Annotated in this window: 20 protein-coding genes; 10 read left to right on the top strand and 10 right to left on the bottom strand. The window is 73.4% G+C overall.

All coding sequences use genetic code 11. The features are described from left to right. Positions 1-52: 52 nt before the first annotated feature. A complete protein-coding gene (gene purS, locus HS048_RS02080; protein WP_068902831.1) occupies positions 53-298 on the bottom strand; it encodes a phosphoribosylformylglycinamidine synthase subunit PurS in 246 nt (81 codons plus the stop codon). A gap of 339 nt (positions 299-637) precedes the next feature. Here purS and pdhA point away from each other — a divergent pair, with 339 nt between their 5' ends. From pdhA to HS048_RS02060, 4 genes are all read left to right on the top strand, one after another. After that, a complete protein-coding gene (pdhA, locus tag HS048_RS02075; RefSeq protein WP_191897113.1) occupies positions 638-1,756 on the top strand; it encodes a pyruvate dehydrogenase (acetyl-transferring) E1 component subunit alpha in 1,119 nt (372 codons plus the stop codon). Then, positions 1,753-2,733 (top strand): alpha-ketoacid dehydrogenase subunit beta, encoded by a 981-nt coding sequence (locus tag HS048_RS02070; protein ID WP_068902835.1) that lies wholly within the window; start codon positions 1,753-1,755, stop codon positions 2,731-2,733. The genes pdhA and HS048_RS02070 overlap by 4 nt, the downstream gene beginning before the upstream one ends. An 11-nt stretch (positions 2,734-2,744) precedes the next feature. Beyond that, positions 2,745-4,211: a dihydrolipoamide acetyltransferase family protein gene (locus HS048_RS38440; protein ID WP_196465978.1), complete on the top strand. Its 1,467-nt coding sequence runs from the start codon at positions 2,745-2,747 to the stop codon at positions 4,209-4,211. Between the two features lie 194 nt (positions 4,212-4,405). Further along, on the top strand, positions 4,406-4,711 hold the full coding sequence (locus tag HS048_RS02060; RefSeq protein WP_068902840.1) for a Dabb family protein: 306 nt from the start codon (positions 4,406-4,408) through the stop codon (positions 4,709-4,711). Positions 4,712-4,809: 98 nt separating this feature from the next. Here the strand turns inward: HS048_RS02060 and HS048_RS02055 are convergent, their stop codons facing one another. Continuing rightward, a complete protein-coding gene (locus HS048_RS02055) occupies positions 4,810-5,778 on the bottom strand; it encodes a YafY family protein (protein ID WP_230880693.1) in 969 nt (322 codons plus the stop codon). Positions 5,779-5,871: 93 nt separating this feature from the next. On the opposite strand from HS048_RS02055, the gene HS048_RS02050 reads away from it, so the two are divergent. After that, a complete protein-coding gene (locus tag HS048_RS02050; RefSeq protein WP_196465977.1) occupies positions 5,872-7,179 on the top strand; it encodes an FAD-binding oxidoreductase in 1,308 nt (435 codons plus the stop codon). On the opposite strand, the gene HS048_RS02045 is transcribed toward HS048_RS02050, so the two are convergent. From HS048_RS02045 to HS048_RS02025, 5 genes are all read right to left on the bottom strand, one after another. Beyond that, positions 7,151-8,401: an adenylosuccinate synthetase gene (locus tag HS048_RS02045; RefSeq protein ID WP_196465976.1), complete on the bottom strand. Its 1,251-nt coding sequence runs from the start codon at positions 8,399-8,401 to the stop codon at positions 7,151-7,153. The genes HS048_RS02050 and HS048_RS02045 overlap by 29 nt on opposite strands. Next, positions 8,398-9,438, bottom strand: coding sequence for a hypothetical protein (locus tag HS048_RS02040; RefSeq protein WP_196465975.1), 1,041 nt, complete (start codon positions 9,436-9,438; stop codon positions 8,398-8,400). Before HS048_RS02040 ends, HS048_RS02045 begins: the two co-directional genes overlap by 4 nt. 45 nt (positions 9,439-9,483) lie before the next feature. Next, positions 9,484-10,554 (bottom strand): molecular chaperone DnaJ, encoded by a 1,071-nt coding sequence (locus tag HS048_RS02035; RefSeq protein ID WP_196465974.1) that lies wholly within the window; start codon positions 10,552-10,554, stop codon positions 9,484-9,486. Beyond that, the gene (locus tag HS048_RS02030; protein ID WP_068902850.1) at positions 10,551-11,288 is read right to left on the bottom strand and encodes an NUDIX hydrolase; all 738 of its coding nucleotides are present in this window, start codon (positions 11,286-11,288) and stop codon (positions 10,551-10,553) included. Before HS048_RS02030 ends, HS048_RS02035 begins: the two co-directional genes overlap by 4 nt. Before the next feature lie 255 nt (positions 11,289-11,543). Continuing rightward, on the bottom strand, positions 11,544-13,367 hold the full coding sequence (locus HS048_RS02025) for an acyl-CoA dehydrogenase (protein ID WP_196465973.1): 1,824 nt from the start codon (positions 13,365-13,367) through the stop codon (positions 11,544-11,546). A gap of 180 nt (positions 13,368-13,547) precedes the next feature. Between HS048_RS02025 and HS048_RS02020 the strand changes: the two genes are divergently transcribed. The 3 genes from HS048_RS02020 to HS048_RS02010 all read left to right on the top strand — a co-directional run bounded on the left by HS048_RS02020 (position 13,548) and on the right by HS048_RS02010 (position 16,418). Continuing rightward, entirely contained in the window at positions 13,548-14,930 is a 1,383-nt protein-coding gene (locus HS048_RS02020; RefSeq protein WP_196465972.1) for an Nramp family divalent metal transporter, read from the top strand. A 131-nt stretch (positions 14,931-15,061) separates the two neighbouring features. Beyond that, positions 15,062-15,979, top strand: a complete 918-nt coding sequence (locus tag HS048_RS02015; protein ID WP_230880692.1) for a class I SAM-dependent methyltransferase — start codon at positions 15,062-15,064, stop codon at positions 15,977-15,979. A gap of 70 nt (positions 15,980-16,049) precedes the next feature. Then, entirely contained in the window at positions 16,050-16,418 is a 369-nt protein-coding gene (locus HS048_RS02010; protein WP_068902857.1) for a VOC family protein, read from the top strand. 42 nt (positions 16,419-16,460) lie between these two features. Here the strand turns inward: HS048_RS02010 and HS048_RS02005 are convergent, their stop codons facing one another. Further along, a complete protein-coding gene (locus tag HS048_RS02005; RefSeq protein WP_068902860.1) occupies positions 16,461-16,928 on the bottom strand; it encodes a hypothetical protein in 468 nt (155 codons plus the stop codon). Positions 16,929-17,201: 273 nt separating this feature from the next. Between HS048_RS02005 and HS048_RS02000 the strand changes: the two genes are divergently transcribed. Continuing rightward, entirely contained in the window at positions 17,202-17,426 is a 225-nt protein-coding gene (locus HS048_RS02000) for a hypothetical protein (RefSeq protein WP_068902862.1), read from the top strand. A gap of 86 nt (positions 17,427-17,512) precedes the next feature. Here HS048_RS02000 and HS048_RS01995 read toward each other — a convergent pair whose 3' ends face one another. Next, complete coding sequence (locus HS048_RS01995) at positions 17,513-19,516, bottom strand: molybdopterin-dependent oxidoreductase (RefSeq protein WP_196465971.1); 2,004 nt, start codon at positions 19,514-19,516, stop codon at positions 17,513-17,515. A gap of 82 nt (positions 19,517-19,598) precedes the next feature. Next, entirely contained in the window at positions 19,599-21,182 is a 1,584-nt protein-coding gene (locus HS048_RS01990) for a M28 family metallopeptidase (RefSeq protein ID WP_196465970.1), read from the bottom strand. Between the two features lie 373 nt (positions 21,183-21,555). Here HS048_RS01990 and HS048_RS01985 point away from each other — a divergent pair, with 373 nt between their 5' ends. After that, positions 21,556-23,976 (top strand): lysylphosphatidylglycerol synthase transmembrane domain-containing protein, encoded by a 2,421-nt coding sequence (locus HS048_RS01985; RefSeq protein WP_231647598.1) that lies wholly within the window; start codon positions 21,556-21,558, stop codon positions 23,974-23,976. Positions 23,977-24,041: the final 65 nt, after the last annotated feature.

Here is a 24,041-nt window from a genome sequence, read left to right as displayed (position 1 = left end):
CCAGGGATGGATTTAACCGGCACAGAGGGATTTTGCTGATATATCCGGCCGACTACTCTTCGACGGTGACCCTGTAGTCCTCGATCACGGTGTTGGCCAGCAGGGTCTCGGCCATCTTGCGGACGTCCGAAAGGGCGGCCTCGTCGGCCGGGCCGTCGAGCTCCACCTCGAACCGCTTGCCCTGCCGTACCGCGGAGACGCCGGAGAAGCCGAGCCGCGGGAGCGCCCGGGCGATGGCCTGCCCCTGGGCGTCGAGAATCTCGGGCTTCAGCATGACGTCGACGATGACGCGCGCCACGGTGTTCCTCCAGGGTGCAGCGGGGTCGGTTGGGCGCCTCAAGCGTAACGGTCCCCGCGGGCGGCCCGTCGCCGGGTCCGCCCCGGTCCGGGGAGGGCCGGGCGGGCGCGCGTCCCGTACCGGCGCGAAGGGCATCCGCTCCGCACGGGTGTAAAGGAGGCCGGAGGGGAACGGGGACCGTATGGAGGCCGGAGCAGGGCTTGCGCGCAGGTATGTGACGTCTGCCACGATGTCCACAAGCGCAGACGAACCACCATCGACCGGATCCGATGCGTCGCTAACCGGCCGGACACGAGCGGCGACCCCGCTCGGACGGCCCCGAGCACACAGGAGCGGCACGTGACAGCCGACGCCTCTCGCGGTGCCCAGGCACCCCCCGAGCTCGTCCAGTTGCTGACCCCGGAGGGGGAGCGGGTCGAGCACCCCGACTACGACATCGACCTGACACCCGAGGAGATCCGCGGCCTCTACCGCGACCTGGTCATGGTGCGCCGGATCGACCTGGAGGCCGTCGCCCTGCAACGCCAGGGCGAACTGGGCCTGTGGGCCTCGCTGCTCGGCCAGGAGGCCGCGCAGATCGGCTCCGGCCGGGCCCTGACCGACGCGGACATGGCGTTCCCGACCTACCGGGAGCACGGCGTGGCCTGGTGCCGCGGGGTGGACCCGGTCAACCTCCTCGGCCTGTTCCGGGGGGTCAACCACGGCGGCTGGGACCCCGCCGAGCACAACTTCCACCTCTACACGATCGTGATCGGCAGCCAGACCCTGCACGCGGTCGGCTACGCCATGGGCATCCAGCGCGACGGGGCCGTGGGCGAGGACGGCGCGGCCTCGATCGTCTACTTCGGCGACGGCGCCACCTCCCAGGGCGACGTGAACGAGTCGTTCATCTGGGCGTCGGTGTTCAACGCCCCGGTGGTGTTCTTCTGCCAGAACAACCAGTGGGCCATCTCCGAGCCGCTGGAGAAGCAGTCGCGCATCCCGCTCTACCGCCGGGCCAGCGGGTTCGGCTTCCCCGGCGTCCGGGTGGACGGCAACGACGTGTTCGCCTGCCTGGCGGTCACCCGCAAGGCGCTGGCCGACGCCCGCTCCGGGCAGGGCCCGGTGCTGATCGAGGCCTACACCTACCGGATGGGCGCGCACACCACCTCCGACGACCCGACCCGCTACCGGCTGGCCGACGAGCTGGAGGCCTGGAAGCTCAAGGACCCGATCGAGCGGGTCAAGGCCTACCTGGTCCGCAACCGGCTCGCCGACCAGGCGTTCTTCGACGGGGTCGACGCCGAGGCCGACGAGCTCGGCAAGGACGTGCGCAGGCGCTGCCTGCAGCTGCCGGATCCGGGGCCGATGGAGATGTTCGAGCACGTCTACGCCGAGCCGCACCGGCTGATCGAGGCCGAGCGGGCCGAGTTCGCCGCCTACCTCGCCGGATTCGAGAACGAGGGGGTCGAGGGATGACGACGCTCACCATGGCCAAGGCCCTGAACGAGGGCATGCGCAAGGCGATGGAGGACGACCCCAAGGTCCTCGTCATGGGCGAGGACGTGGGCAAGCTCGGCGGCGTGTTCCGCGTCACCGACGGCCTGCAGAAGGACTTCGGCGAGCAGCGGGTCATCGACACCCCGCTGGCCGAGTCCGGCATCATCGGCACGGCCATCGGCCTCGCGCTCCGCGGCTACCGGCCGGTCTGCGAGATCCAGTTCGACGGGTTCGTCTTCCCCGCCGCCGACCAGATCATCACCCAGCTCGCCAAGATGCCGATGCGCTCCCTGGGCAAGCTCAGGCTCCCCGTCGTGGTCCGCATCCCCTGCGGCGGCGGCATCGGCGCGGTGGAGCACCACAGCGAGTCCCCCGAGACGTACTTCACGCACACCGCCGGCCTGCGCGTGGTGACCTGCTCCAACCCGGCGGACGCCTACGCGATGATCCAGCAGGCGATCCGGTGCGACGACCCGGTCGTCTTCTTCGAGCCCAAGCGCCGCTACTGGGACAAGGCCGAGGTCGACACCTCCGGCGCGGCGGACTGGCTCCCGCTCGACCGGGCCCGCGTCGTACGGCCCGGCGCGGACGTCACGCTGCTGGCCTACGGGCCGATGGTGAAGACCTGCCTGGAGGTGGCCGCGGCCGCCCAGGAGGACGGCCGCTCGCTGGAGGTCGTGGACCTGCGCTCGCTCAACCCGCTGGACCTGCCCGCGGTCGTGGAGTCGGTACGGCGCACCGGGCGGTGCGTCGTGGTGCACGAGGCGCCCGTCTTCAACGGCTACGGCGCCGAGCTGGCCGCCCGGATCACCGAGGAGTGCTTCTACCACCTGGAGGCGCCGGTGCTGCGGGTGGGCGGGCCGTCCACGCCGTACCCGCCCTCCCGGCTGGAGGACCACTACCTGCCGGACCTGGACCGGGTGCTGGACGCCGTCGACCGCGCGTTCGCGTTCTGAGGAGGGGGACGGTGAAGGAGTTCAAGCTCCCCGACGTGGGCGAGGGCCTGACCGAGGCGGAGATCGTCCGCTGGCACGTGAAGGCCGGCGACCCGGTCAAGGTGAACCAGACCATCGTGGAGATCGAGACCGCCAAGGCGGTCGTCGAGCTGCCCTGCCCGTTCGAGGGCGTGGTCGCCGCCCTGCTGGCGGAGGAGGGCGAGACCGTCGACGTGGGCAGGCCCATCATCGCGGTCGACGACGGCTCCCCGGCCCCGGTCCCGCCGCCTCCGGCGGACGCCCCCGCGGGCCGGGCGGCGCTGGCCGACGACATGGTCCCGGCCGTCCCGGCCGTCCCGGCCGCTCCGGCGGTCCCCGCGGAGGCGGGCCGGAACGGGACCGCCGCGGGGGGAGGGGAGAAGCGCCAGCCCGTCCTGGTCGGCTACGGCGTCAAGCCGGGAGCGGCCAAGCGCCGCCCCCGCAAGCAGCCGCCCGCCGCGCCGGGCGCGGAGCGGAGCGCCGTGCCGGACCGGCCGGCCGCCGGACCGGCTCCGCAGGCCGCCGCGCCGGGCGCGGAGTCGGGCGGCGTGCCGGGCCCGGCGTCCGCCGCGACCGGTCCGGGGGCCGCGGCGGGACGCGTGGCGGTGCTGGCCAAGCCCCCGGTGCGCAAGCTCGCCAAGGACCTCGGGATCGACCTGGCCGCGCTCACCGGGACCGGGCCGCAGGGCTCGATCACCCGGGAGGACGTGCACGCGGCGGCGGCCGCGCCCGTACGGCCTGCGGCGCGGGCCGGGGCGGCGGACGAGGAGCGGATCCCGGTCAAGGGCGTGCGGAAGGCGACCGCCCAGGCCATGGTGGCCTCGGCGTTCACCGCCCCGCACGTCACCGAGTTCCTCCAGGTGGACATGACCGGGACCATGGAGGCGGTCGGGCGGCTGCGCGCCCTCGACGACTTCGCCGGGGTCAGGGTCTCGCCGCTGCTCCTGGTCGCCAAGGCGCTGCTCGTCGCGGTCCGCCGCCACCCGATGATCAACTCGGCGTGGGACGAGGCGGCGCAGGAGATCGTGGTCAAGCACCGCGTGAACCTGGGCATCGCCGCCGCGACCCCCCGCGGCCTGCTCGTGCCCAACGTCAAGGACGCCCAGTCCCTGTCGCTGCCGGAACTGGCGGCGGCCCTGGCGGAGCTGGCCGAGACCGCGCGGGCCGGCCGCACCCGACCGGAGGACATGGCGGGCGGCACGATCACGATCACCAACGTGGGCGTGTTCGGGGTGGACGCCGGGACGCCGATCCTCAACCCGGGTGAGTCCGCGATCCTGGCCCTCGGCCAGGTCAGGGACATGCCGTGGGTGGTGGACGGGCAGATCGCGGTGCGCAAGGTGTGCACGCTCGCGCTCTCCTTCGACCACCGGGTGGTGGACGGCGAGCTCGGCTCGCTGTTCCTGCGCGACATCGGGGCCATGCTGGAGGACCCGCTGCGCATGCTCGCCTGGGGCTGAGGCCGCACGGCCGGGGCCGGAGCCGGACGGTGAAGGACCGGGACCAGAAGGACCGGGACCCGGAGGAGCGGGACCGGACGCCGGAGGTCCCGGTCCGGAGCCGGACGGCCGGAGATCGGCGGGCCCCGCCGTGCATCGGCGGGGCCCGCCGTACGCTGGCGGGCATCCGAACCGCGAGGGAGACAGGACCGACCATGTTCCGCCACATCGTGCTGCTCGCCTGGACCGAGGACGCCACCGACGAGCAGAAGGCCGCCGTCGCGGCCGGACTGGGCAGGCTGCCGGAGCTGATCCCGCAGCTGCGCTCCTACGTGATCGGTCCCGACGCGGGGGTGAGCGCCGGCAACCACGACTTCGCGGTGGTCGCGGACTTCGACGGCGTCGAGGACTACGTCGTCTACCGGGACCACCCGGAGCACCAGGCCGTGATCGCCGAGTGCATCAAGCCGATCCTGGCCTCCCGCGCCGCCGTGCAGTATCACGTCCCGGCCGCGTCGTAACCCGCCCGGCCGGGAGGGCCGCCCGGCGCCCACCCGTCCGGCGGCCCGCCGTGGCCGGTGTGCCTTCGCCCCGGCCCCGCGTGGCCGCCGTCCGGCGCTCACCCGTCCCCGGCCGCCCGCAGCAACCGTCCCGCCACCGCGCGGAGCCGGTCGAGCAGCTCGGGTGGCCCGTCGAGGGTGAAGTCGGCACCGAGCGCGGCCAGCTCCGCCGCGATCGCGTCCAGCGAGTCGGAGCCGAGGCGGACCGTGCACGTGTGCTCGTCCACGGGCTCGATCCGGCCCGGCATGGTGTTGGGCAGCCGCGCGCGGACCGCCTCGGCGGGCTCCCGCACGGTGGCCACCGCGTTGTGCCGGTACGGCGCCGCCGCCACCGAGCGGGAGACGTGGGCGGCGGCGTCGGAGGCGGGGAGCTCGCGCGGGGTGAACCGCCAGCCGGTGGGCCGGGGATCGGTGATCCGGTCCACCCGGAAGATCCGCCAGTCCTCCCGGCCGGGGTCGTAGGCCAGCAGGTACCACAGGCCGTGTGTGCTGACCAGGTCGTACGGTTCGACCCTGCGCGAGGTCACGGTCCCGGAGCGGCTGCAGTGCCCGAACGCGAGCATCTCCCGGTCGCGGCAGGCGGTGGCGAGGACGGCCAGGACCTCAGGATCGACCCGCGGCAGGCCGCCCCGCGCCACGGGGGTGACCGCCCCGGCCACCGCGTCGAAGCGCCGCCGCAGCCGGGCCGGCAGGACCCGCTCCAGCTTGGCCAGGGCCCGGACCGACGACTCCGCGATCCCGGCCACGGTGCCGTCCGCCGCGGTGAGCAGCCCGACCGCGATCGCCACCGCCTCGTCGTCGTCCAGCAGCAGCGGGGGCAGGTCCCGGCCCGAGACCAGCCGGTAGCCGCCCGCGGTGCCCGTGGTCCCCTCCACCGGGTAACCCAGCCCCCGCAGCCGGTCGACGTCGCGCCGGACGGTCCGGGCGCTGACACCGAGCCGGTCCGCCAGCTCCGGGCCCGGCCACTCGCGGCGGCTCTGCAGCAGTGAGAGCAGCCGGAGCAGCCGGCCGGGCATGTCCTTGCTCATATCCGGATTCTCGCCCGCTTGAGGACATCCTGTGTCCGCAAGCCTTCCTATGGTCGGGTCCGCACTCCGGCGCAGGACGGAAGGAAGAGGATCATGATCGACGTGGACGGCGCGGTGTTCCGCCCAGGCGAGCCCGGCTACGACACCGGGCGGGACGGGTTCCAACTGGCCGGCCGGCACCGGCCCGAGGTGGTCGTGGCGGCCGCGGGGGCGGCCGACGTGCGGGCCGCCGTGGAGTACGCCGCCACCCGGGACATGCCGGTGGCGGTCCAGGCCACCGGGCACGGCCTCGCGGTGACGGCCGAGCACGGCGTGCTGGTGAGCACGCGCGCGATGACCGGAGTGCGGGTGGACGTCGCGGCCCGCACCGCGTGGGTGGAGGCGGGCACGCGCTGGCGGCAGGTGATCGAGGAGGCCGCCCGCCACGGGCTCGCGCCGCTGTCCGGCAGCTCGCCGCACGTGGGCGTGGTCGGCTACACCCTGGGCGGCGGCCTGGGCCTGCTGGCCCGCAGGTACGGCTACGCCGCCGACCACGTGCGGGCCGTCGAGATCGTCACGGCCGACGCCCGTCCGCGCCGCCTCGTCCCCGGCGACGAGCTCTTCGGCGCGCTGCTCGGCGGCGGCGGCAACTTCGGCGTGGTGACGGGCATGGAGATCGGGCTCGTGCCCGTCACCCGCCTCTACGGCGGCGGCCTGTACTTCCCCGCCTCCGCCGAGATCGTGGCGGCCTGGCGGGACTGGACCGCGACCGTGCCCGACGGGCTGACCTCGGCCGTCGGCCTGATCCCGGTCCCGGACGTCCCCGAGGCCCCCGGGCCGCTGCGCGGGCGGCACGTCGCCCACGTCAGGATCGCCCACCTCGGGGAGGCGGCGGAGGGGGACCGGATCGTCGCGCCGCTGCGCGCGGCCGGGCCGGTCCTCGCCGACACCCTGCGCGAGCTGCCGTTCACCGAGTCGGCCTCGATCAGCAACGACCCGGAGGCCGCGCACGCCTACGCCGGCACCGGGGTGCTGCTCGACGGCCTGGACCCGGCCGCCGCGTTCGGCCTGGCCGACCCGGGGGCCGAGGTGCCGTGCATCGTGCAGGTCCGCCACCTCGGCGGCGCGCTGGCCGGTCCCTCACCGGCGCTGGTCGGCCACCGGGACGCGCGGTACGTCCTGCACGTCGTCACCCCTCTCGACGGCCGCGATCCCGGCGCCGTCCGGGCCGCCCACCGGAGCCTGGCCGGGACGCTGAAGGGCGCGGGCACCTTCCTGAACTTCCAGTACGGCCCGGCCACCGCCGAGCAGGTGCGCGCCGCCTACGACCCCGGCGCCTACCGTGAGCTCGTCCGGCTCAAGACGGCCTACGATCCGGCCAACCTGTTCCGGTTCAACCACAACGTCCCGCCGGCCGGCTGAGGCCCGCAGGGCGCGGGGCCCGGCCCCCGGCGGACGCGATCAGCGCCTTGTCCGCGGAGGTCGGGCCGGAGGAGCCGAGCCACACGGGCACGCCCAGCGCTCCGGCGACCGCCTCCGGCCAGTCGTCGACCCCGTCGGCGTAGTGCGGCCGGACCCGCCCCAGCCGGGCGGTGAGCCGGGCCTGGCCCTCCAGGTCGCCCCTGCGGCCCACCGGCAGCTCGCCGATGTCGTAGGAGTCGCACATCCGCGAGACCGGCGCGTCCAGGTGGGTGAGGGCCAGGGCGTCCGCCCCGCCCGCCGCCGACAGCGCGTAGCGGTGCGCGACGGCGTCGAAGTGCCCGGTCCGGAACGGGCCCTGCCACCGGCCGTCCCGGTTGTGCGGCTCGGGCAGGCGCAACCGGGGGTCCTCGGTGACCAGCGGCCCCGGACCGTGCCGGGTCGTGTAGGTGCGCAGCACGCCGAGCCGTACGGCGGCGGCCCCGTCGAGCAGCGCCAGCGCGTTGCCGAAGGTCGTCGTGCTCCAGGTCGTGTGGGGGTGGAAGCCGTGCCACTCGTCGAGCAGCACCCCCTGGGCGCCCTCGAAGACGACGGGCCGCCTGCGCAGCAGGGCGGTGACGTAGGAGGGGTCGACCAGGGCCACCTGCTCGGCGAACGCCCGGTAGGCCGCCACGCAGTCGGCGACCGGCGGCCCGTCCGCGCCGAGCCGCTCGCGCAGCGCCTCCAGTTTGCGGGTCAGCGCCCACGGCCGCTCGCAGTCGCCGACCCTGGGGGCCATGAAGGGGTGCTCCAGCGCGTAGGCCATCGCCTCCCCGACGCCCATCCCGCAGGATCCGTGCCGCTTCCCGCCGCGGGCGAGCTCCCGGGCCCGCCCGGCCGCCACGTGGTACGGCGTGGCGAGCAGGGCCTCCCGGTCGACGGTGAGCATGCCGTACGGGTCCGGGACGCCGATCCGGCGCAGGTGGTCGGCCTCGGCGGTGAGCGCGAAGGGGTCCACCACGGTGTACCGCGACAGGTGGGTCGGCACGCCGCGCAGGGTCCCCGACCCGAACTGGGAGAACGTGTGGTGCCGTCCGTCGGGCAGCACGACGTTGTGCCCGGCCTGGGCGCCCCCGTTGAACCTGACCACCGCCGAGACCCCGCCGCGGGAGCAGAGCCAGTCGACCACGGTGCCCTTGCCGGCGTCGCCGTACCCGAGGTCGACGACGATCACGTGGTCCCTCACAGCCGGGTCACCCCGCTGTCGCCGGGGGCGGAGGGGCCGCCCGAGCCGAGCGCGCCGCGCGGGCCGGAGGGATCACCGGGGCCGAGCGCGCCGTGCGGGTCGAGGGACGCGCCGAGGGCGGGGGAGTCCACCACCGTCGCGCCCCGCTCCAGACCGGCCAGCGCCCGGGAGACCGAGGCCCCCGCGGTGGAACCGAACTCGGCCAGGTCCGCCAGGCCCTCGTCGAGGCCGACGGCGTCTTCGCCCAGCCCGACGGTGAGCGCGATGGTCTCGCAGACCGCGTCCAGGTCGTCCAGTTCCAGCACGTTCTGCCCGAGCAGCCCGCGCCAGGCGGCCAGCACGTGGCCGTTGCGGGAGTGGCTCGCCCCGGCGGGGAGGATGAAGTAGACGTCGTACATCCGGGTCAGCTCGGCGACGACGTCCTCGGTGGGGATGTCCCGCTCCAGCCGGTCGCCGATCACCCCGGCGACCTCGCGCCGCTTCACCGCCGGGTACGGCAGCTCGTCGCCGATGATGAACAGATAGCCCCGGCGGCCCCGCTTCTCGTAGCAGTCGATCGAGGTGTGCCGGGCCATGAAGTACATCGCGAGCTCGTAGGACTCGGTCATCTGGCCGCCGCCCCCGCCTTCCAGCAGGACCTTGCCGAGGTGCTCGTCCATCCGGTTGTCGGACTCGAACTGGGCGACCTGCAGCGGCGCCCGGTCGCAGGTGGCGTCGCCGATCGCGCCGAACAGGATCTGCGGGTCGGTGGCGTAGCCCTTGCGCAGCAGCAGGCCGAGCAGGTCGGGCAGCCTGGTCTGCAGGGTGCGCGGCACGCCGCCCATCGAGCCGGTCACGTCGAAGAGCACGGCCACGGCCACGGAGGCGGGGTGCTCGGCGGAGTCGCGGCTCTCCCGGGCCGCCACGCCGTGCGGGTTCAGGTCGTCGTGCACGGTGCGCGCGCCGGAGTCGCTGTAGGCGAAGGCGCTGGCGCCCCTGGCCGCCCGGAGGCGGGAGGCGGCGGAGTAGACGTCGGTGGACCAGATTCCGCTTCCCATGGGGTTTCTCTTCCTTGAGGGGTCGCTGCGGGTCTTGAGGGGTCGCTACAGGTGGAGGGGCCGGTACCGCCGCGGCCCGTACAGGTCGTCGAGGAGCTCGTCGAGCTCGGCGAGGAGCCGCCAGGCGTCGCGCGGCGGGGCGAGCAGGCTGCCCCGGAGGAAGGCGCGCATCGGCCCGGGGACGCGCCCGGCCGGCCGGCGGGAGCCGTCGGGACCGGGACGCCCGAGGCGGTCGGGTCCGGCCGGATCGGGATCGGGGCCGTCGGAGCGGTCGGGGCGCACGCCCATCAGGGCGGCGACGCAGCGGGTGGCCAGGCGGATGTCCAGGGCCTCGGTGGCCGGCCCCCGGGCGAGGACGTCCGTCGGGTAGTCCGCGCGGTGCCGGGTGACCAGGGCGGTCAGCCGGCCGCCGACCGGCACCGACTGGCTCCAGTCGACGAGGACCAGGCCGTGCTCGACGGGGTGGACCAGGACGTGCTGCCCGAAGACGGCCCCGTGCACGATCCCGGCCCGGTGCGCGGTGCCGATCGCGACCAGCAGCCGCCGCCAGATCCAGGCCGCGTCCCGGGGGTCCAGCACCGGCCGCCGCCGCCGGACCTCCTCCAGGGTCAGGAACCCGTCCGGCACCCGGCTGATCACGTTGACGTGCCGCTCGACCCCGTCCGCGCGGTGCCGGAAGGAGTCCACCAGGCGCGGCACGTACGGCAGGAGCAGCGGGTCGGCCTCGCGCTCGAGCGTCCGGAGCGCCTCGGCCTCGCGCCGCATGAGGTCGTTGTCGGCCGGGCCGAGGGGGAGCTTGAGCAGCATGTCGCGCTCGCACGCGCGGAGCACCGCCGTGGCGCCCCGGTGGAGCGTCCCGCCGACCCGGTAGGTCCCGCCCGCGGTGGTGATCACCGTCTCCGGCCCGGCGTGGTCGCCGGGAGGTCCCCCGCGCAGCGCGGCCCAGAACGCGGACAGCCGGGCGAAGGCCTCCGGGGCGCCGGGAGCGGTGGTCAGGTCGGGGTGGAGGCACCGGGCGAGCCGCCGGTAGGTCCGCCGCGGCGCGTCCCCGCCGAACAGGTCCTGCGGTGTCGCGGCGGCGTTGACCAGGGCGATCGCCTCGGCGGTGGTGGTCACCGGACCTCCTCCTCCCGCTCGGGCCGGAGCAGGGCCGGGTGGAGGAGCCGGGCGTCGCCCGCGCGGTAGAGCCGGGCCCTGGGACCGCCCCGGGGGCCGCCGCTCTCGGTGGTCTCGCCGGTGCTCTCCACGAACCCGGGGACCGACAGGACCTTGCGGTGGAAGTTGCCGGCGTGCAGCGGCACCCCCCAGACCGCCTCGTAGACCCCGCGCAGCTCGGAGATGGTGAACGTCTCGCCGACGAAGGCGGTGGCCAGCGGGGTGTACTCCAGCTTGGCCCGTGCCCGGTCGAGGGCGTGATCCAGGATGCGCGCGTGGTCGAAGGCCAGCTCGGGCAGGTGGTCGACGCCGTACCAGGCGGCGTCGGCGGCGTCCGACCCGGCCTGGGGATCGGGCAGGTCGGGCGCGAAGGCCAGGTAGGAGACCGAGACGATCCGCATCCGGGGGTCGCGGTCCGGCGCCCCGTAGCTGGCGAGCTGCTCGATGTGGACGCGGTCGGCCATCCCGGTCTCCTCGGCCAGCTCTCTGGCGGCGGCCCGGTCCAGGTCCTCGCCCGGCCGGATGAAGCCGCCGGGCAGCGCCCAGCGCCCCGCGAACGGCGGCTCGCCCCGCTCGACCAGGAGCACGTGCAGCACCCCGCCGAGGATGGTGAGCGCCACCACGTCGACGGTCACGGCGACCGGCGGGAACTCCCGCGGGTCGTAGGCCGCCAGGTACTCGCTTTCACCACTCATCACACGTCCTTCTCACTATGAGATGGTCTCAGTATGAGAAGAACGATGGGCCGTGTCAATCCCTCCCCCGTACGGCGGGGCCCGGCGGCGGCCGACCGATCCCGGGCTCTCCTGCGGGCCTGTACGGCGCCCGGGGAACGGAGAAGGGGCGGTCCCGTGTCACGGGACCGCCCCTCATCGCCGACCTGCCGCGGGAGCAGGGGGTTCTCGTCCTCCGGGAGCGGCCGTCTCAGGGCCGTCCCGCGGAGTGGGCGCTCAGAACGCGTCCTCCGGGAGCTCCATCAGGTCCTGGCCGGTGGCGGCGAGGATGCGGCGCTCGGCGGAGATGCGGGGCAGCACGGTCTGGGCGAAGAAGGTGGCCGCGGCCACCTTGCCGGTGTAGAAGGACCGGTCCTCCTCGGAGGAGCCCAGCGCGGCCAGCGCGACCTCGGCCTGGCGCAGGAGCAGCCAGCCGATCACCAGGTCGCCCAGGGCGAGCAGGAACCGGGTGGTGTTGAGGCCGACCTTGTAGACCTCCTTCGGGTCCTCCATCGAGCCGATCGCCCAGCCGGCCATCGTGTCGGCCATGGCCTTGACCTCGTCGGCGGCCTCGTCGAGCAGGGCGCGCTCCACCTTCAGCCGGCCGTTGCCCGCCTCGGAGGCGGCGAAGGCCTTGACGTCGGCGTGGAGCGAGCCGAGCGCGGCGCCCTGGTTGCGCAGGACCTTGCGGAAGAACAGGTCCAGGCCCTGGATCGCGGTGGTGCCCTCGTAGAGGGAGTCGATCTTGGCGTCCCGGATGTACTGCTCGATCGGGTACTCCTGCAGGTAGCCGGAGCCGCCCAGGGTCTGCAGCGAGCGGGAGAGCATCTCGTAGGAGCGCTCGGAGCCGACGCCCTTGACCAGCGGGAGCAGCAGGTCGTTCATCGCCTCGGCGTGCTCGTCCCGGCGCCCCTCGAACTCGGCGATCTGCACCGCGTCCTGGTAGGTGGCGGTCAGCAGGACCAGCGCCCGCATGCCCTCGGCGTACGACTTCTGGAGCATGAGCTCGCGGCGCACGTCCGGGTGGTGCGTGACGGTCACGCGCGGGGCCGTCTTGTCGGCCATCTGGGTCAGGTCGGCGCCCTGCACGCGGGCCTTGGCGTACTCCAGCGCGTTGAGGTAGCCGGTGGACAGGGTGGCGATCGCCTTGGTGCCCACCATCATGCGGGCCTGCTCGATCACCATGAACATCTGCTTGATGCCCTCGTGCACGTCGCCGACGAGCGTGCCGACGGCCGGGTGCTTGTCGCCGAAGGTGAGCTCGCAGGTCGTGGAGACCTTCAGGCCCATCTTCTTCTCGACGTTGGTGACGTAGACGCCGTTGCGCTCGCCGAGCTCGCCGGTCTCCAGGTCCACGTGGTACTTCGGTACCAGGAACATCGACAGGCCCTTGGTGCCGGGGCCGTGGCCCTCGGGGCGGGCCAGCACGAGGTGGAAGATGTTGTCGGCCATGTCGTGCTCGGCGCTGGTGATGAAGCGCTTGACGCCCTCGATGTGCCAGGTGCCGTCGGGCTGCTGCACCGCCTTGGCCCGGCCGGCGCCCACGTCGGAGCCCGCGTCGGGCTCGGTGAGCACCATGGTGGCGCCCCACTGGCGCTCGATGGCCAGCTCGGCGAAGCGCTTCTGCTCGTCGTTGCCGATGGTGTGCAGGATGTGGGCGAAGCCGGGGCCGCTGGAGTACATCCACAGCGCCGGGTTGGAGCCGAGGATGAGCTCGGCCAGGGCCCACGCCACGCTGCGCGGCACACCGGGGCCGCCCATCTCGGCGGGCAGGTCGAGGTTGGTCCAGCCGGCGTCGCGCAGCGCGAAGAAGGACTTCTTGATGCCCTCGGGCATCTTCACCGTGCCGGTCGCCGCGTCGAACACCGGAGGCGTGCGGTCGCCCTCCTCGAAGGAGTCGGCGAGCACGCCGGTGGCCATCCGGTTGAGCTCCTCCAGCATGCTGCGGACGACGTCCTCGTCCAGGTCGGCGAAGCGACCTGTGCCCAGGATCTCCCGGCGTCCGAACATCTCGAAGAGATTGAACTCCAGGTCACGGATGTTGCTCTTGTAGTGGCCCATGGGGTCTGCTCCTTGAAGCCGGGGGTCCGGGATCGCATGTGCTCGGGACAGGTGTGTACTCGCTCGGGACAGGCATGTACTCGCCAGTAACCTTACCGACAATGCTACCCGCCGGTAACCGCTAAAAAACAGGCCCGACAGGGACGTTTGTCACATGGTCATGGGGAACAGGTGACCTTCATGGCGCTACCCCCGCTCCGCACGGCCGTCCTCCCGGATCCCCAGCCGCTGCGGAAGGTGCTCGGACCGGGAGTCATCGCGGCCGGCGTCGGCCTCGCCTCCGGCGAGTTCGTCATCTGGCCCTACATCTCCGCCAACGTCGGCCTGGTCTTCCTGTGGGCCGCCGTGGTCGGCGTGATCGCCCAGTACTTCCTGAACATGGAGATCGAGCGCTACACGCTCGCCACCGGCGAGACCGCGCTGACCGGGTTCAGCCGCCTGTGGCGGCACTGGGGCCTGGTCTTCGCGCTCATGGCGGTCCTGGCCAACATCTGGCCCGGCTGGGCCACGAGTTCGGCCACGGTGCTCACCTACGCCGCCGGCGGGGGAGACGTCACCGTCATCGCCGTGGTCGAGCTGCTGGTCATCGGCGTGGCGCTCACCTTCTCGCCGGTCATCTACCGGACCGTGGAGGCCACCCAGTTCGTCAAGGTCGGCGCGGTGGTCGTCTTCCTGGTCGTCGCGCTCTTCCTGGCCGTCACCGGCGACGCCTACCGCGGGCTGGGCGAGGCGGTCACCCACATCGGCCAGGTGCCGGCGGGACTCGGCGCGGCGCTCGTCCTGGGCGCGATGGCCTTCGCCGGGGCGGGCGGCGGGCAGAACCTGGTGCAGAGCAACTGGATCAGGGACAAGAACATGGGCATGGGCGCCCGGATCCCCCGCCTGGTCTCCCCGGTGACCGGCGAGGACCAGGCCGCCCCCGCCACCGGCTACACCTTCGAGCCCGACGAGGCGAACCTGGCCCGCTGGCGCGCCTGGTGGCGGGTGGCCAACATCGAGCAGCTGGTCTCGTTCGTGGCGATCACGGTCTTCACGATCTTCCTGATGTCGATGCTGGCCTACTCCACGGTCTTCGGCGCGGAGACCGCCAGCGACGTGACCTTCCTGCGCACCGAGGGGGAGGCGCTCAACCGGCGGCTGTCGTGGTTCGGCACCTTCTTCTGGGCGATCGGCGCGTTCTCGCTGTTCGCGGCGAGCATGGGCATCTGCGACTACGTCGCCCGGATGGTCGCCGACAACCTCAAGACGGTCTACCTGCCGGGCAGCGCCCGGTGGACCGAGAGCCGCGTCTACAGCCTCGTCGTCTGGTTCATCGTCCTGTTCGGCATCGCGATGCTCACGATCGGCTTCGACCAGCCGATCACGCTGCTGGTGATCTCCGCCAGCGTCGGCGGGATCATGATGTTCCTCTACTCCGCGCTGCTCGCCCGGCTGAACCGCAAGATGCTCCCCGAGGCCGTCCGGATCCGCGGCTACCGGTTGGTCGTCGTGCTGGTGGCCTTCGCGTTCTTCGGCTACTTCTCCGTGCTCACGCTGATCGACCAGTTCGGCAGGCTCTTCTAGAGCCGGGCGGGGCCGCCCGGCCGACGTGCCGGAGACCTCCATCCGGCCGGGCATCCGGCCAGGCACCCGCTCCGGCACCCGCTCCGGCAGGGCCTTCTGGAGCCGGGCGGGCCCGGCGTAGGCTCGGCGGCATGGAGCAGCGGGAGACGCCGGACGAGCTGGACGAACGCTGGCGGGCGGACCTGTCGGAGTGGGGCATCCCCCATGCCATCGCGGCCGGGGCCCGCAGCGACCCGTGGGGGCACTCGCCCGCCCGGTTCGGCGAGCGCACCGACCGCGCGCTGGCCGACCCGGAGGGCCCGACCCTGGCCCGCGTCGCAGAGGCGCTTCCACCGGGCGGGAGCGTGCTGGACGTGGGCGCGGGCACCGGGGCGGCCTCCCTGCCGCTGGCCCGCCTGGACGACGCCGGTCCGGGGACGGGCCCGCCGCTGACGCGGCCGTCCCCTGCCGGTACGGCGGGCGGCGCGGTGCGGCGCGACCGCGCGCAGGAGTCGGGGACCCGCCTCGGGGAGCTCATCGCGGTCGACACCTCCGCGGCGATGCTCGCCGAGCTGGCGGCGCGGGCGGGGAGCCTGGGCGTGCCCGTGCGGCCCGTCACGGGACGCTGGCCGGACGTCGCCGGGGAGACCCCGGCGGCCGACGTCGCGGTGGCCGCCCACGTCGTCTACAACGTACCCGATCTGGCCGTCTTCCTGACCGCGCTGACCGGTCACGCCCGCCGCCGGGTCGTCCTGGAGCTCACCCACCGGCACCCGATGAGCTGGCTGAGCCCCCTCTGGGCGCGCTTCCACGGTCTCATCCGGCCCGAGCGGCCCGTCGCGGACGACGTGGCCGCCCTCGCCCGGCGACTGGGGTACGACGTGCGGCAGGAGGAGCGCCCGGCCCCGCTGCCCCGGTTCGCGAGCCTGGAGGCGATGGCCGAGAGCGCCTGCCGCCGGCTCTGCCTCGATCCCGGGCGGGCGGAGGAGGTCGTCGCGGCGGCGGTCGAGCTGGACATGTGGCCGATGCTCAGGGACCGGTGGGTCACGCTCTGGTGGGACGTGGCGTAACCGCTGTAAAGCATTGGATGGTTACGTAACCGCCTTGACGGTTTAGCCGGTGTCACGGTTGGCTGGACGCATGATTGACATCGACTACGTCACCTTCGACTGCGCCCGGCCGTACGAACTGGCGGCCTTCTGGCGCGACGCCACGGGCTTCGAGATCTCCCCGGAGACCGGGGCGGACGACGACGAGGTCCTCCTGCTCGGCAAGGTCAACCTGCTGTTCATCCGGGTCCCCGAGGGCAAGGCCGTCAAGAACCGCGTCCACCTGGACGTCTCCGGTTCCGAGGGCTCCACCCGCGACCAGGAGGTCGAGCGGCTGCTCGCCCTCGGAGCCACGGTCCAGGCCGACCGGCGCGCCCCCGACGGCTCCGGTTGGGTGACCATGCTCGACCCCGAGGGCAACGAGTTCTGCGTCTGCAGGAGCGAGGCCGAGCGGGAGTAACCGCGGCAGCGGGCCCGCTCGCCGCCGCCCGGCCGGGCCCGCTCAGTGGCCGCGGGGCAGGGAGGCCTGCTTCCGCCCCCCGAGGACCAGCGCCAGCACGGCGGTGACCAGGTAGACCGCGACGCCGCCCTGGAGCGCGTCCAGAGCCGCGCTGAACGGCCCCTCGCGGTCGATGATGAGCTGGACCGGGTACATCAGCGCGGCGGAGCCGAGCGCGGGATAGAGCGAGAAGCGCCAGGGGTGGTTGCGCGCCCACTGGCGGGCCGACCGGGTCACCCGGTCGGCGACGTCCGGCCTGGTGACCGAGCCGACCGCCGCGATCATCGAGAACAGGCTGATGCCGAGGCACAGGGCCCAGGTCAGGCTGGCGTCGCCCGGCAGGATGACCCCCAGGCCGAAGCTGGTGGCCGCCGCCGCGCCGCCGGTCACCGCCGCGGCCTTCCAGGGGGCGCCGCGCAGGGCCGCGCCGGACAGGGACATCTCGTCACGTCGAGTCAGTTCCTCTTTCATGCCTCCAGGCTGCCCTTTCCGTCCCCTTGTCCACATCGGGGGACGACCCTGATTCCTCCCTTACCCGCGGGCGCGTCCCGGCTCGGGATTCCCACCGATCCGGCCCGTGCCGGGGGTGATGTCTGCTTTTTCGAAAGAATGTGCGAGTCGCCCGTGCGGAGGGCCCACCGCCGAGGTAGCGTCGGGACCGTCGCACGTCGGGCTCCCCCTTCGGCATTCGCCTGCCTTCACCAGGCTTCACCGGGCTTCACCAGGCTTCACAAAGGGGGATCGATGCTCGCCCTCGCTCGCTGGCAGCGTGTCGCGGTGATCGCGCTGCTCATCCTGCCGATCCTCGTGATCGTCCTGCTCTCCGTGCCGGTCTGGATGTCCTGGCCCTGGCTCCGCGCCGAGCGCCGGGCGGACGTGCTCGCCCTGGTGGAGAAGCTGACCGCCTGCCTCAGGGCGTTCGTACGGGCCGACCGAACCTCTCCCGGCGAGCCCGGGCGCCGCCGGTAGGCCGTCATCGTGCCGACGGCCCACCGCACAGGCGACCGCACTCCCGGCGTGGGCCCGCCGGCCTGGGCGCGGGCAGGCCGGCGGGCTCACGCCGGGGCGACCTCCACCAGGTTGTCGTGGTAGGTCGCGCCCCGGCCCAGGTCGGCGTCGTGCTCGCCCACCACGGCGTTGACCGTCGAGCCGCCCGGGCTGAGCTTGCGCCAGTGCCCCTTGGTGGACGCCACCACGCCGGGCCGTACCGTCTCGGTGACCTCCACCTCGGCCTCGAACGCGCCGTCGTCGTTGAAGACGCGGGCCCGCTGACCGGAGGCCAGGCCCCGCGCCGCCGCGTCGGCCGGGTTCACCAGGACCCGGGGGCCCTTCGAACGCCGCCGCAGCTCGGGGTTGTTGCCGAAGGTCGTGTTCAGGAAGGTGTGGGACGCCGGGGTGACCAGGACCAGCGGATGCCTCTCCCGCGGGGCCGTGGCCGTGCGCGGGGGCACGTAGGCGGGCCCGGAGGGGAAGCGCAGCCGCCCCGAGGGCGTCGGGAACCCGTCGGCGAAGGGCAGGAACGGCCGCGGCACGCTCAGCCGGACCCAGCCCTCCTTCCGGAGCCGGTCCACCGTGATCCCGTCCAGGGACGGATGACCGGAGGAGAGCAGCTGCTCGGCCAGCTCCAGGTCGGAGTCGAACAGCGACGGCTCGGTCAGGCCCATGTGCCGGGCCAGGCGGCGGAACGTCTCGGTGGTGGACAGGCACTCGCCCGGCGGGGGGACGGCCGGTTCGTTCCACAGCAGGTACATGTGGCCGTAGCCGGCGTGCAGGTCCAGGTGCTCGGTCTGCATCGTCGCCGGGAGCACGAGGTCGGCGTAGTCGACGGTGTCGGTCGCGAACTGCTCCATCACGACCGTGAACAGGTCCTCGCGCAGCAGCCGCTCGCGGATGCGGTTCTGGTCGGGGGAGGAGCCCACCGGGTTGGCGCCGTAGACCCACAGGCACTTCACCGACTCGTCCAGCTCGCTCGCGAGCCGGGTCATGGTGAGCGTGCGGACCGGCCGGGCCAGCAGGTCGTCGCGGTGGTCGATGTCCAGGTGGATGTGGCCGCTGGTGGAGTAGGCGATCCCGCCGCCGGGCCGGCGCCAGTCGCCGGTCACCGCGGGGATCGCGGCGAGCGCCCGCAGCGCCGCCCCGCCGCCCGCGTGCCGCTGGATCCCCATCGTGGCGCGGATGCCGGTGGGGCGGGTGCGGGCCAGGCGCAGGCCCAGGGCGCGGACGTCCTCCTCGGGCAGTCCGGTGATCTCCGCCACCCGCTCCGGGGGATGGCGGAGGATCTCCTCGCGGAACGCCTCCCAGCCCTCGGTGTGCCGCTCCAGGTAGTCGCGGTCCTCCGCGCCCTCGGCCAGCACGACGTGGAGCAGGCCGAGCGCCAGGGCCGCGTCGGTGCCCGGCCGGATGGGCAGGTGCTCGTCGGCCTGCTCGGCGGTGCGGGTCCGGATCGGGTCGACCGCCACCACGTGGGCCCCGGCCGCCCGGGCGTCCTGGACGAACTTCCACAGATGGTGCCCGCTGGTGAGCGTGTTCGTGCCCCAGAGCAGGATCAGCCTCGACGACGCGAAGTCCTCGGGGTCCATGCCGCCGGGAGTGCCGTTGATCTCCGTCAGGCCCGCGTTGCCCGCCGCCGAGCAGATGTTCAGATGGTGCCTGGACGCGCCCAGCACGTTCCAGAACCGGCGGCCCGCCACGCCCTCGCAGCCCTGGAGATAGCCGAGGCTCCCGGTGCCGTTGTAGGGCCAGATCGCCTCGCCGCCGTGCTCGTCGACGATCGCGCGCAGCCGTACGGAGATCTCCTCCAGGGCCTCGTCCCAGGTGATCCGCTCGAACTCGCCCGAACCCTTGGGCCCGACGCGCCGCATCGGGTGCAGGAGGCGGTCGGCCGCCCGGGTCTGCTCCAGATAGCGGTTGACCTTCACGCACAGCGCGCCGCGCGTGTAGGGGTGGTCGGGGTTGCCGCGCATCTTGACGGCCTCGCCGCCGGAGACGGTCACCACCCACGAGCACGTGTCCGGGCAGTCCAGCGGACACGCCCCCAGGATCTGCAGTTCACCCGACATGAGCCCGACTGTAGCCGCGCGGCCGCGGAGAAGGGAAAGGGGTACGGCCGCCCCGGCCGTACCCCCGTCCTCCGGCCGCCCGCTACGAGGGCACGCCGGCGTGGTCGTGGTCGTGGGCGTGGCCGAGACCGCCCCCGCCGGAGGCCGCCCGGCCGGAGCCGCCGGCGGCCGCCCGCCCGGACCGGGTGGAACCGCCGGGCAGGACCGGGCTGTAGGCGTAGGTGAACGCCGCGGTGGCGATCGCGCCGCTGTTCACCCGCAGGGCCTTGTCGCTGATGTTGGCGATGGTGTCGCAGGCCTCGTGGTAGCACTTGTCGTAGGCCACCCCGGCCCGGCCGCCGAACTTCGCGGCCTCCGCCGCGGTCTTGACGCCCTCCGCGCCGGTGAACAGCCCGCCCGCCGGGATGCCCGCCGCGATGAAGGGGCCGTAGTCCGAGCGGCCGGTGAAGTCGGTCCCGGTGTACGGCTGGCGGGCGGTCCTGAAGTACGACTCGAAGAGCTTCTCGATCTTGTCCGAGCCCGCGGGGCCGGCCGGGGACCCGGTGCGGTCCGAATCGTCGCCGTCGTAGATGCCGAAGACGTGGTTCGGGGACGCGATCATGTCGAAGTTCAGGTAGAGCCTGATCCCGGCCTTCTCCGCGGCGGACAGTCCCGCCACGTAGTGCTTGGAGCCGAGCAGGCCCAGCTCCTCGGCGCCCCAGAAGGCGAAGCGCAGCCTGTTCCTCGTCTGCAGGCCCCCGGCCTGGATCGCGGTCTCCAGCACGCCCGCGCTGCCCGAGCCGTTGTCGTTGATGCCGGGGCCCTCCGGGACGCTGTCCAGGTGCGCGCCGAGCATGGCGACCCTGTCCGGGTCGCCCCAGCGGCTCTCGGCCAGCACGTTGTGCGTCCTGCGCTTCGGGTCGCCCTCGGTGTGCGTGGTGAGGGTCACCACCGTCCCGGGGGCGGACAGCTCCTTGCCCACCGCGAACGTGGTCCCGACGACCGGGAGGTTCACGGTCGTCCCGCCCAGGGTGCCGCCGACCACTCCCCGGCGGTCGGCCCTGCCCTCGCCGGCCTGCCCCTCGTTGAAGATGATCACAGCGCGGGCCCCGGCGGCCTGCGCGTTCTCCGCCTTGACCTGGAAGGTGCAGGTGCCGCGCTGCAGGAGCGCGATGTTGCCCGGGGTGAAACCGGTGAAGTCGGCCGCCTCACAGCCGGAGGTGGAGCGGTCGGGGGTCGCGGGCGGCGGCAGTTTCACGTCCACGGCCTGGACCGCGGCGGTGGCGCTGCCCGACCCGGAGTACGTCATGACCCGGAAGTGGGTCGTGCGGGTGTAGGCCTTGGCCGAGGGGGCGACCCGGCGCATCGTGGTCTCGGTGATCTCGCGGAAGAAGGGGAACTCGAACTCCTGCAGGGTGACGCGGTAACCGGCCTCGCGCAGCCGGTCGGCCACGTAGCCGGCCGACGCGTCGTAGCCGGGGGTGCCCGCCGCGCGGGTGCCGCCGTGCACGGCGGCGATCTCCTGGAACGCCTGCAGGTGCCGTTTGACGGCGGGGGCCTTGACCGCCTGGCTGAGCGTCCGGGGATCCGGGGCGGCGCCGGCCGGGGCGGCGGAGACGACGGGCAGGACCACGGCCGAAACCGCGGTGGCGGCGGCCAGCAGGCCCCTGTGCGCGCGCGTGCGCATGCGGAACTCCTCCTCTGAACCAGTGGAGCGGGAAATCCCCGCAATCGCGATCAGGCAGAACATGTCCGGACAAATGGAACCTGATAAGCATTTCTCGACATTTGTTACCGAGTAGAGTCAGATGGAGGGCGACCCCGCAGGTGGCGGGGTGGATGACAGGGCATGACCCGAGCTTTTCAGGTCGCTCCCGCCCCGGACCGGCGATCGCGCGAACCGGAGGGTCAATTCTCCGTCTCGGACGGGCGGCCGATCCCCGCGGGAACCGTTCTGGACGGAAGTGTGGGGCGGTGAGGTGGGCACGGCCGCGCCTGTGGAGACTGGAAGGAAAGATCGGTGACGCAGATCCAGTACGAAACAGGCAGAATCGCAGGCGGTGAGAAATATCAAGGAACGCGGGGAGAGGACTTCCGCCGCCGGCGCGCCGCCGGGCGGTGACTCCGCCGTGCTCGTCGTCGAGCCGCTGCTGCCCCAGCGCATCCGCCGCCCCTCCGACGCGCTGCGCTTCCTGGCCACCCTGCTGGCGCTGGCGGCCGTGATCCTCCTCGCGCTGGTCGCCAAGAAGACGCTCAACGGCCTGGAGGCCGACGTCACCGAGGGCACCAGGCGCGTGCCGTTCCTGCTGAGCGGCCTGGTCGGCGTGCTGGGCGGCGGCGCCATGCTCGCCATCCCGGCCGCCTACGCGATCGAGCGGGTGATCCACCGCGACGGCCTGCGCGTCGCCGAGGGCCTGTTCGCGGCGATCGCCGGCATGGTCCTCTCGTTCGTCCTCGGCGAGTGGATCATCGCCGCCGGCGCCGAGGACCTGCGCCTGCTGCTCACCGGCGGCCGCGCCGGGGTCGAGCCGCTCAACACCCTGCTGACCTCGGTCATCGCCTACACCACCGCGGTGCGCATCTCCAACCGCCCCACCTGGCGCGCCGCGCTGTGGACGGCGGTCGTGGTGAACGCGATCGCGCTGTTCGCCGGACTGGCCGCCACCGTGCTCGGCATCGTCGTCTCCATCCTGGTCGGCCTCGCCGTCGGCTACGCCACGCTGTACGGCGTGGGCAGCCCCAACACCCGCCCGCCCGGCAGCGCGATCGTCGCCGCCGTCCGCAAGCTCGGCTTCCACCCGGTCAAGGCCCGCAGGCTCGACGACGACCACCAGAGCAGCCGCCGGTACGCCGTCGGGCTGCGGGACGGCAGCCGCCTCGACGTCACTGTCCTCGACCGCGACCGCCAGGTCGCCGGTCTGCTCTACCGCCTCTGGCGGCGCATCCGCCTCAGCTCCGAGACCCGCCGCAAGGCCATCCGCTCGCTCCGCGCCGAACTGGAGCGCGAGGCCCTGATGGCGTACGCCGCGCACGCCGCCGGGGCCAGCACCCCCCGGCTCGTCGGCACCAGCGAGATCGGCTCGGAGGCCGCGCTGCTCGTCTACGAGCACACCCCGACCCGCGCGCTGGAGGACATCCCCGACGAGGAGATCGACGACGACCTGCTCGCCCAGATCTGGGAGCAGGTCCTCCTCCTGCAGGTCCAGCGGCTCGCCCACCGGCGGCTGACCGGTGACAGCATCCACGTCGACGACGAGGGCCGGGTCGTCCTGATGGACGCCCGCAGCGGCGAGATCGCCGCCGGAGACCTGCTGCTCAGCCTGGACATCGCCCAGCTGCTCACCTACCTCAGCCTCCGGGTCGGAGCCGAGCGCGCGGTCCGCGCCGCCGCGACCGTGGCGGGGCCGCACACGCTGGCCGCGGCGCTCCCGCTGCTCCAGCGGATCGCACTCACCCGCGAGACCAGGGTGGCGCTGAGCAAGGACAAGGAGCTGCTGCCCGCGATCCGGGAACGGATCGTCGAGCTGGAGCCCAGGGCCGAGGCCGAGACGATCCGCCTGGAGCGGTTCCGCCCGAAGACCCTCTTCACGATCGTCGCCAGCGCCCTCGCCGCGTACCTCGTCGTCTCCTATCTGGCCGAGACCAACCTGAACATGCTCACCTCCGCCAAGTGGGGGTGGACCGGGGTGGCCTTCGCCGCCGCGATGCTGAGTTACGTCGCCGCCGCCCTGATGCTGAGGGGCTTCGTGCCCGAGAGGCTCCCGCTCGGCCGGACCGTGCTGGTGCAGTTCGCCGGGTCGTTCGTGAAGCTGGTCGCCCCGGCCGCGGTGAGCGGCGTCGCCGTCAACACCCGCTACCTGCAGCGGCGGGGCATCCCGCCGGGCCAGGCGGTGGCCAGCGTCGGCGCGTCCCAGCTCGTCGGCCTCGCCTTCCACATCGCGCTGCTGCTGCTGTTCGCCTACATCACCGGCTCGGCCACGGCCGCGTCCTTCACCCCGTCGCGGACCCTGGTCTTCGTGCTGCTGGCCGTGGCCGTGCTGGTGCTCTTCCTGATGGGCGTGCCGCGCCTGCGCCGCATGGTGACCTCGCGGGTCCGCTCGCTGTTCTCCGGGGTCATCCCGCGCCTGCTGGACGTGCTCCAGTCCCCCCGGAAGATCGCCGAGGGCTTCGCCGGCACCCTGCTGCTGACGGTCTTCTTCGTCGTCTGCCTGGACGCCTGCGTGCGCGCCTTCGGCGAACCCCTGAACTTCGCCGCGGTCGCGGTGGTCTTCCTGGCCGGCAACGCCATCGGCTCGGCCGCCCCCACCCCCGGCGGCCTCGGCGCGGTGGAGGCCGCCCTCGCGACCGGCCTCACCATCGCCGGTCTCGAGCGAGAGGTCGCCATCTCCGCCGTGCTGCTGTTCCGGCTGCTCACCTTCTGGTTCCCGGTCCTGCCCGGCTGGGCCTCGTTCGCCTACCTGCAGCGGAACGAGGCCCTGTAGCCGGGCCGGCTCCGGTGTCCCGCACGTCCGGCCCCGGCCACGGCCGGTCCTGCCTGCATCCGTCC

Origin of the sequence: Planomonospora sp. ID91781 (assembly GCF_015711595.1) — a bacterium.
GTDB lineage: Bacteria > Actinomycetota > Actinomycetes > Streptosporangiales > Streptosporangiaceae > Planomonospora > Planomonospora parontospora.
This window is presented reverse-complemented; position numbering and strand designations above follow the sequence as displayed.

What these genes read in the sequence shown, in the direction of transcription:
- HS048_RS01995 (WP_196465971.1), bottom strand. Translation starts at nt 19,516, where the DNA reads ATGTCGGGTGAACTGCAGATCCTGGGGGCGTGTCCGCTGGACTGCCCG.
- HS048_RS02070 (WP_068902835.1), top strand. Translation starts at nt 1,753, where the DNA reads ATGACGACGCTCACCATGGCCAAGGCCCTGAACGAGGGCATGCGCAAG.
- HS048_RS02000 (WP_068902862.1), top strand. Translation starts at nt 17,202, where the DNA reads ATGCTCGCCCTCGCTCGCTGGCAGCGTGTCGCGGTGATCGCGCTGCTC.
- HS048_RS02030 (WP_068902850.1), bottom strand. Translation starts at nt 11,288, where the DNA reads ATGAGTGGTGAAAGCGAGTACCTGGCGGCCTACGACCCGCGGGAGTTC.
- HS048_RS02060 (WP_068902840.1), top strand. Translation starts at nt 4,406, where the DNA reads ATGTTCCGCCACATCGTGCTGCTCGCCTGGACCGAGGACGCCACCGAC.
- HS048_RS01990 (WP_196465970.1), bottom strand. Translation starts at nt 21,182, where the DNA reads ATGCGCACGCGCGCGCACAGGGGCCTGCTGGCCGCCGCCACCGCGGTT.
- HS048_RS02040 (WP_196465975.1), bottom strand. Translation starts at nt 9,438, where the DNA reads ATGGGAAGCGGAATCTGGTCCACCGACGTCTACTCCGCCGCCTCCCGC.
- HS048_RS02025 (WP_196465973.1), bottom strand. Translation starts at nt 13,367, where the DNA reads ATGGGCCACTACAAGAGCAACATCCGTGACCTGGAGTTCAATCTCTTC.
- HS048_RS02010 (WP_068902857.1), top strand. Translation starts at nt 16,050, where the DNA reads ATGATTGACATCGACTACGTCACCTTCGACTGCGCCCGGCCGTACGAA.
- HS048_RS02055 (WP_230880693.1), bottom strand. Translation starts at nt 5,778, where the DNA reads ATGAGCAAGGACATGCCCGGCCGGCTGCTCCGGCTGCTCTCACTGCTG.
- HS048_RS02050 (WP_196465977.1), top strand. Translation starts at nt 5,872, where the DNA reads ATGATCGACGTGGACGGCGCGGTGTTCCGCCCAGGCGAGCCCGGCTAC.
- HS048_RS02015 (WP_230880692.1), top strand. Translation starts at nt 15,062, where the DNA reads ATGGAGCAGCGGGAGACGCCGGACGAGCTGGACGAACGCTGGCGGGCG.
- HS048_RS02020 (WP_196465972.1), top strand. Translation starts at nt 13,548, where the DNA reads ATGGCGCTACCCCCGCTCCGCACGGCCGTCCTCCCGGATCCCCAGCCG.
- HS048_RS02005 (WP_068902860.1), bottom strand. Translation starts at nt 16,928, where the DNA reads ATGAAAGAGGAACTGACTCGACGTGACGAGATGTCCCTGTCCGGCGCG.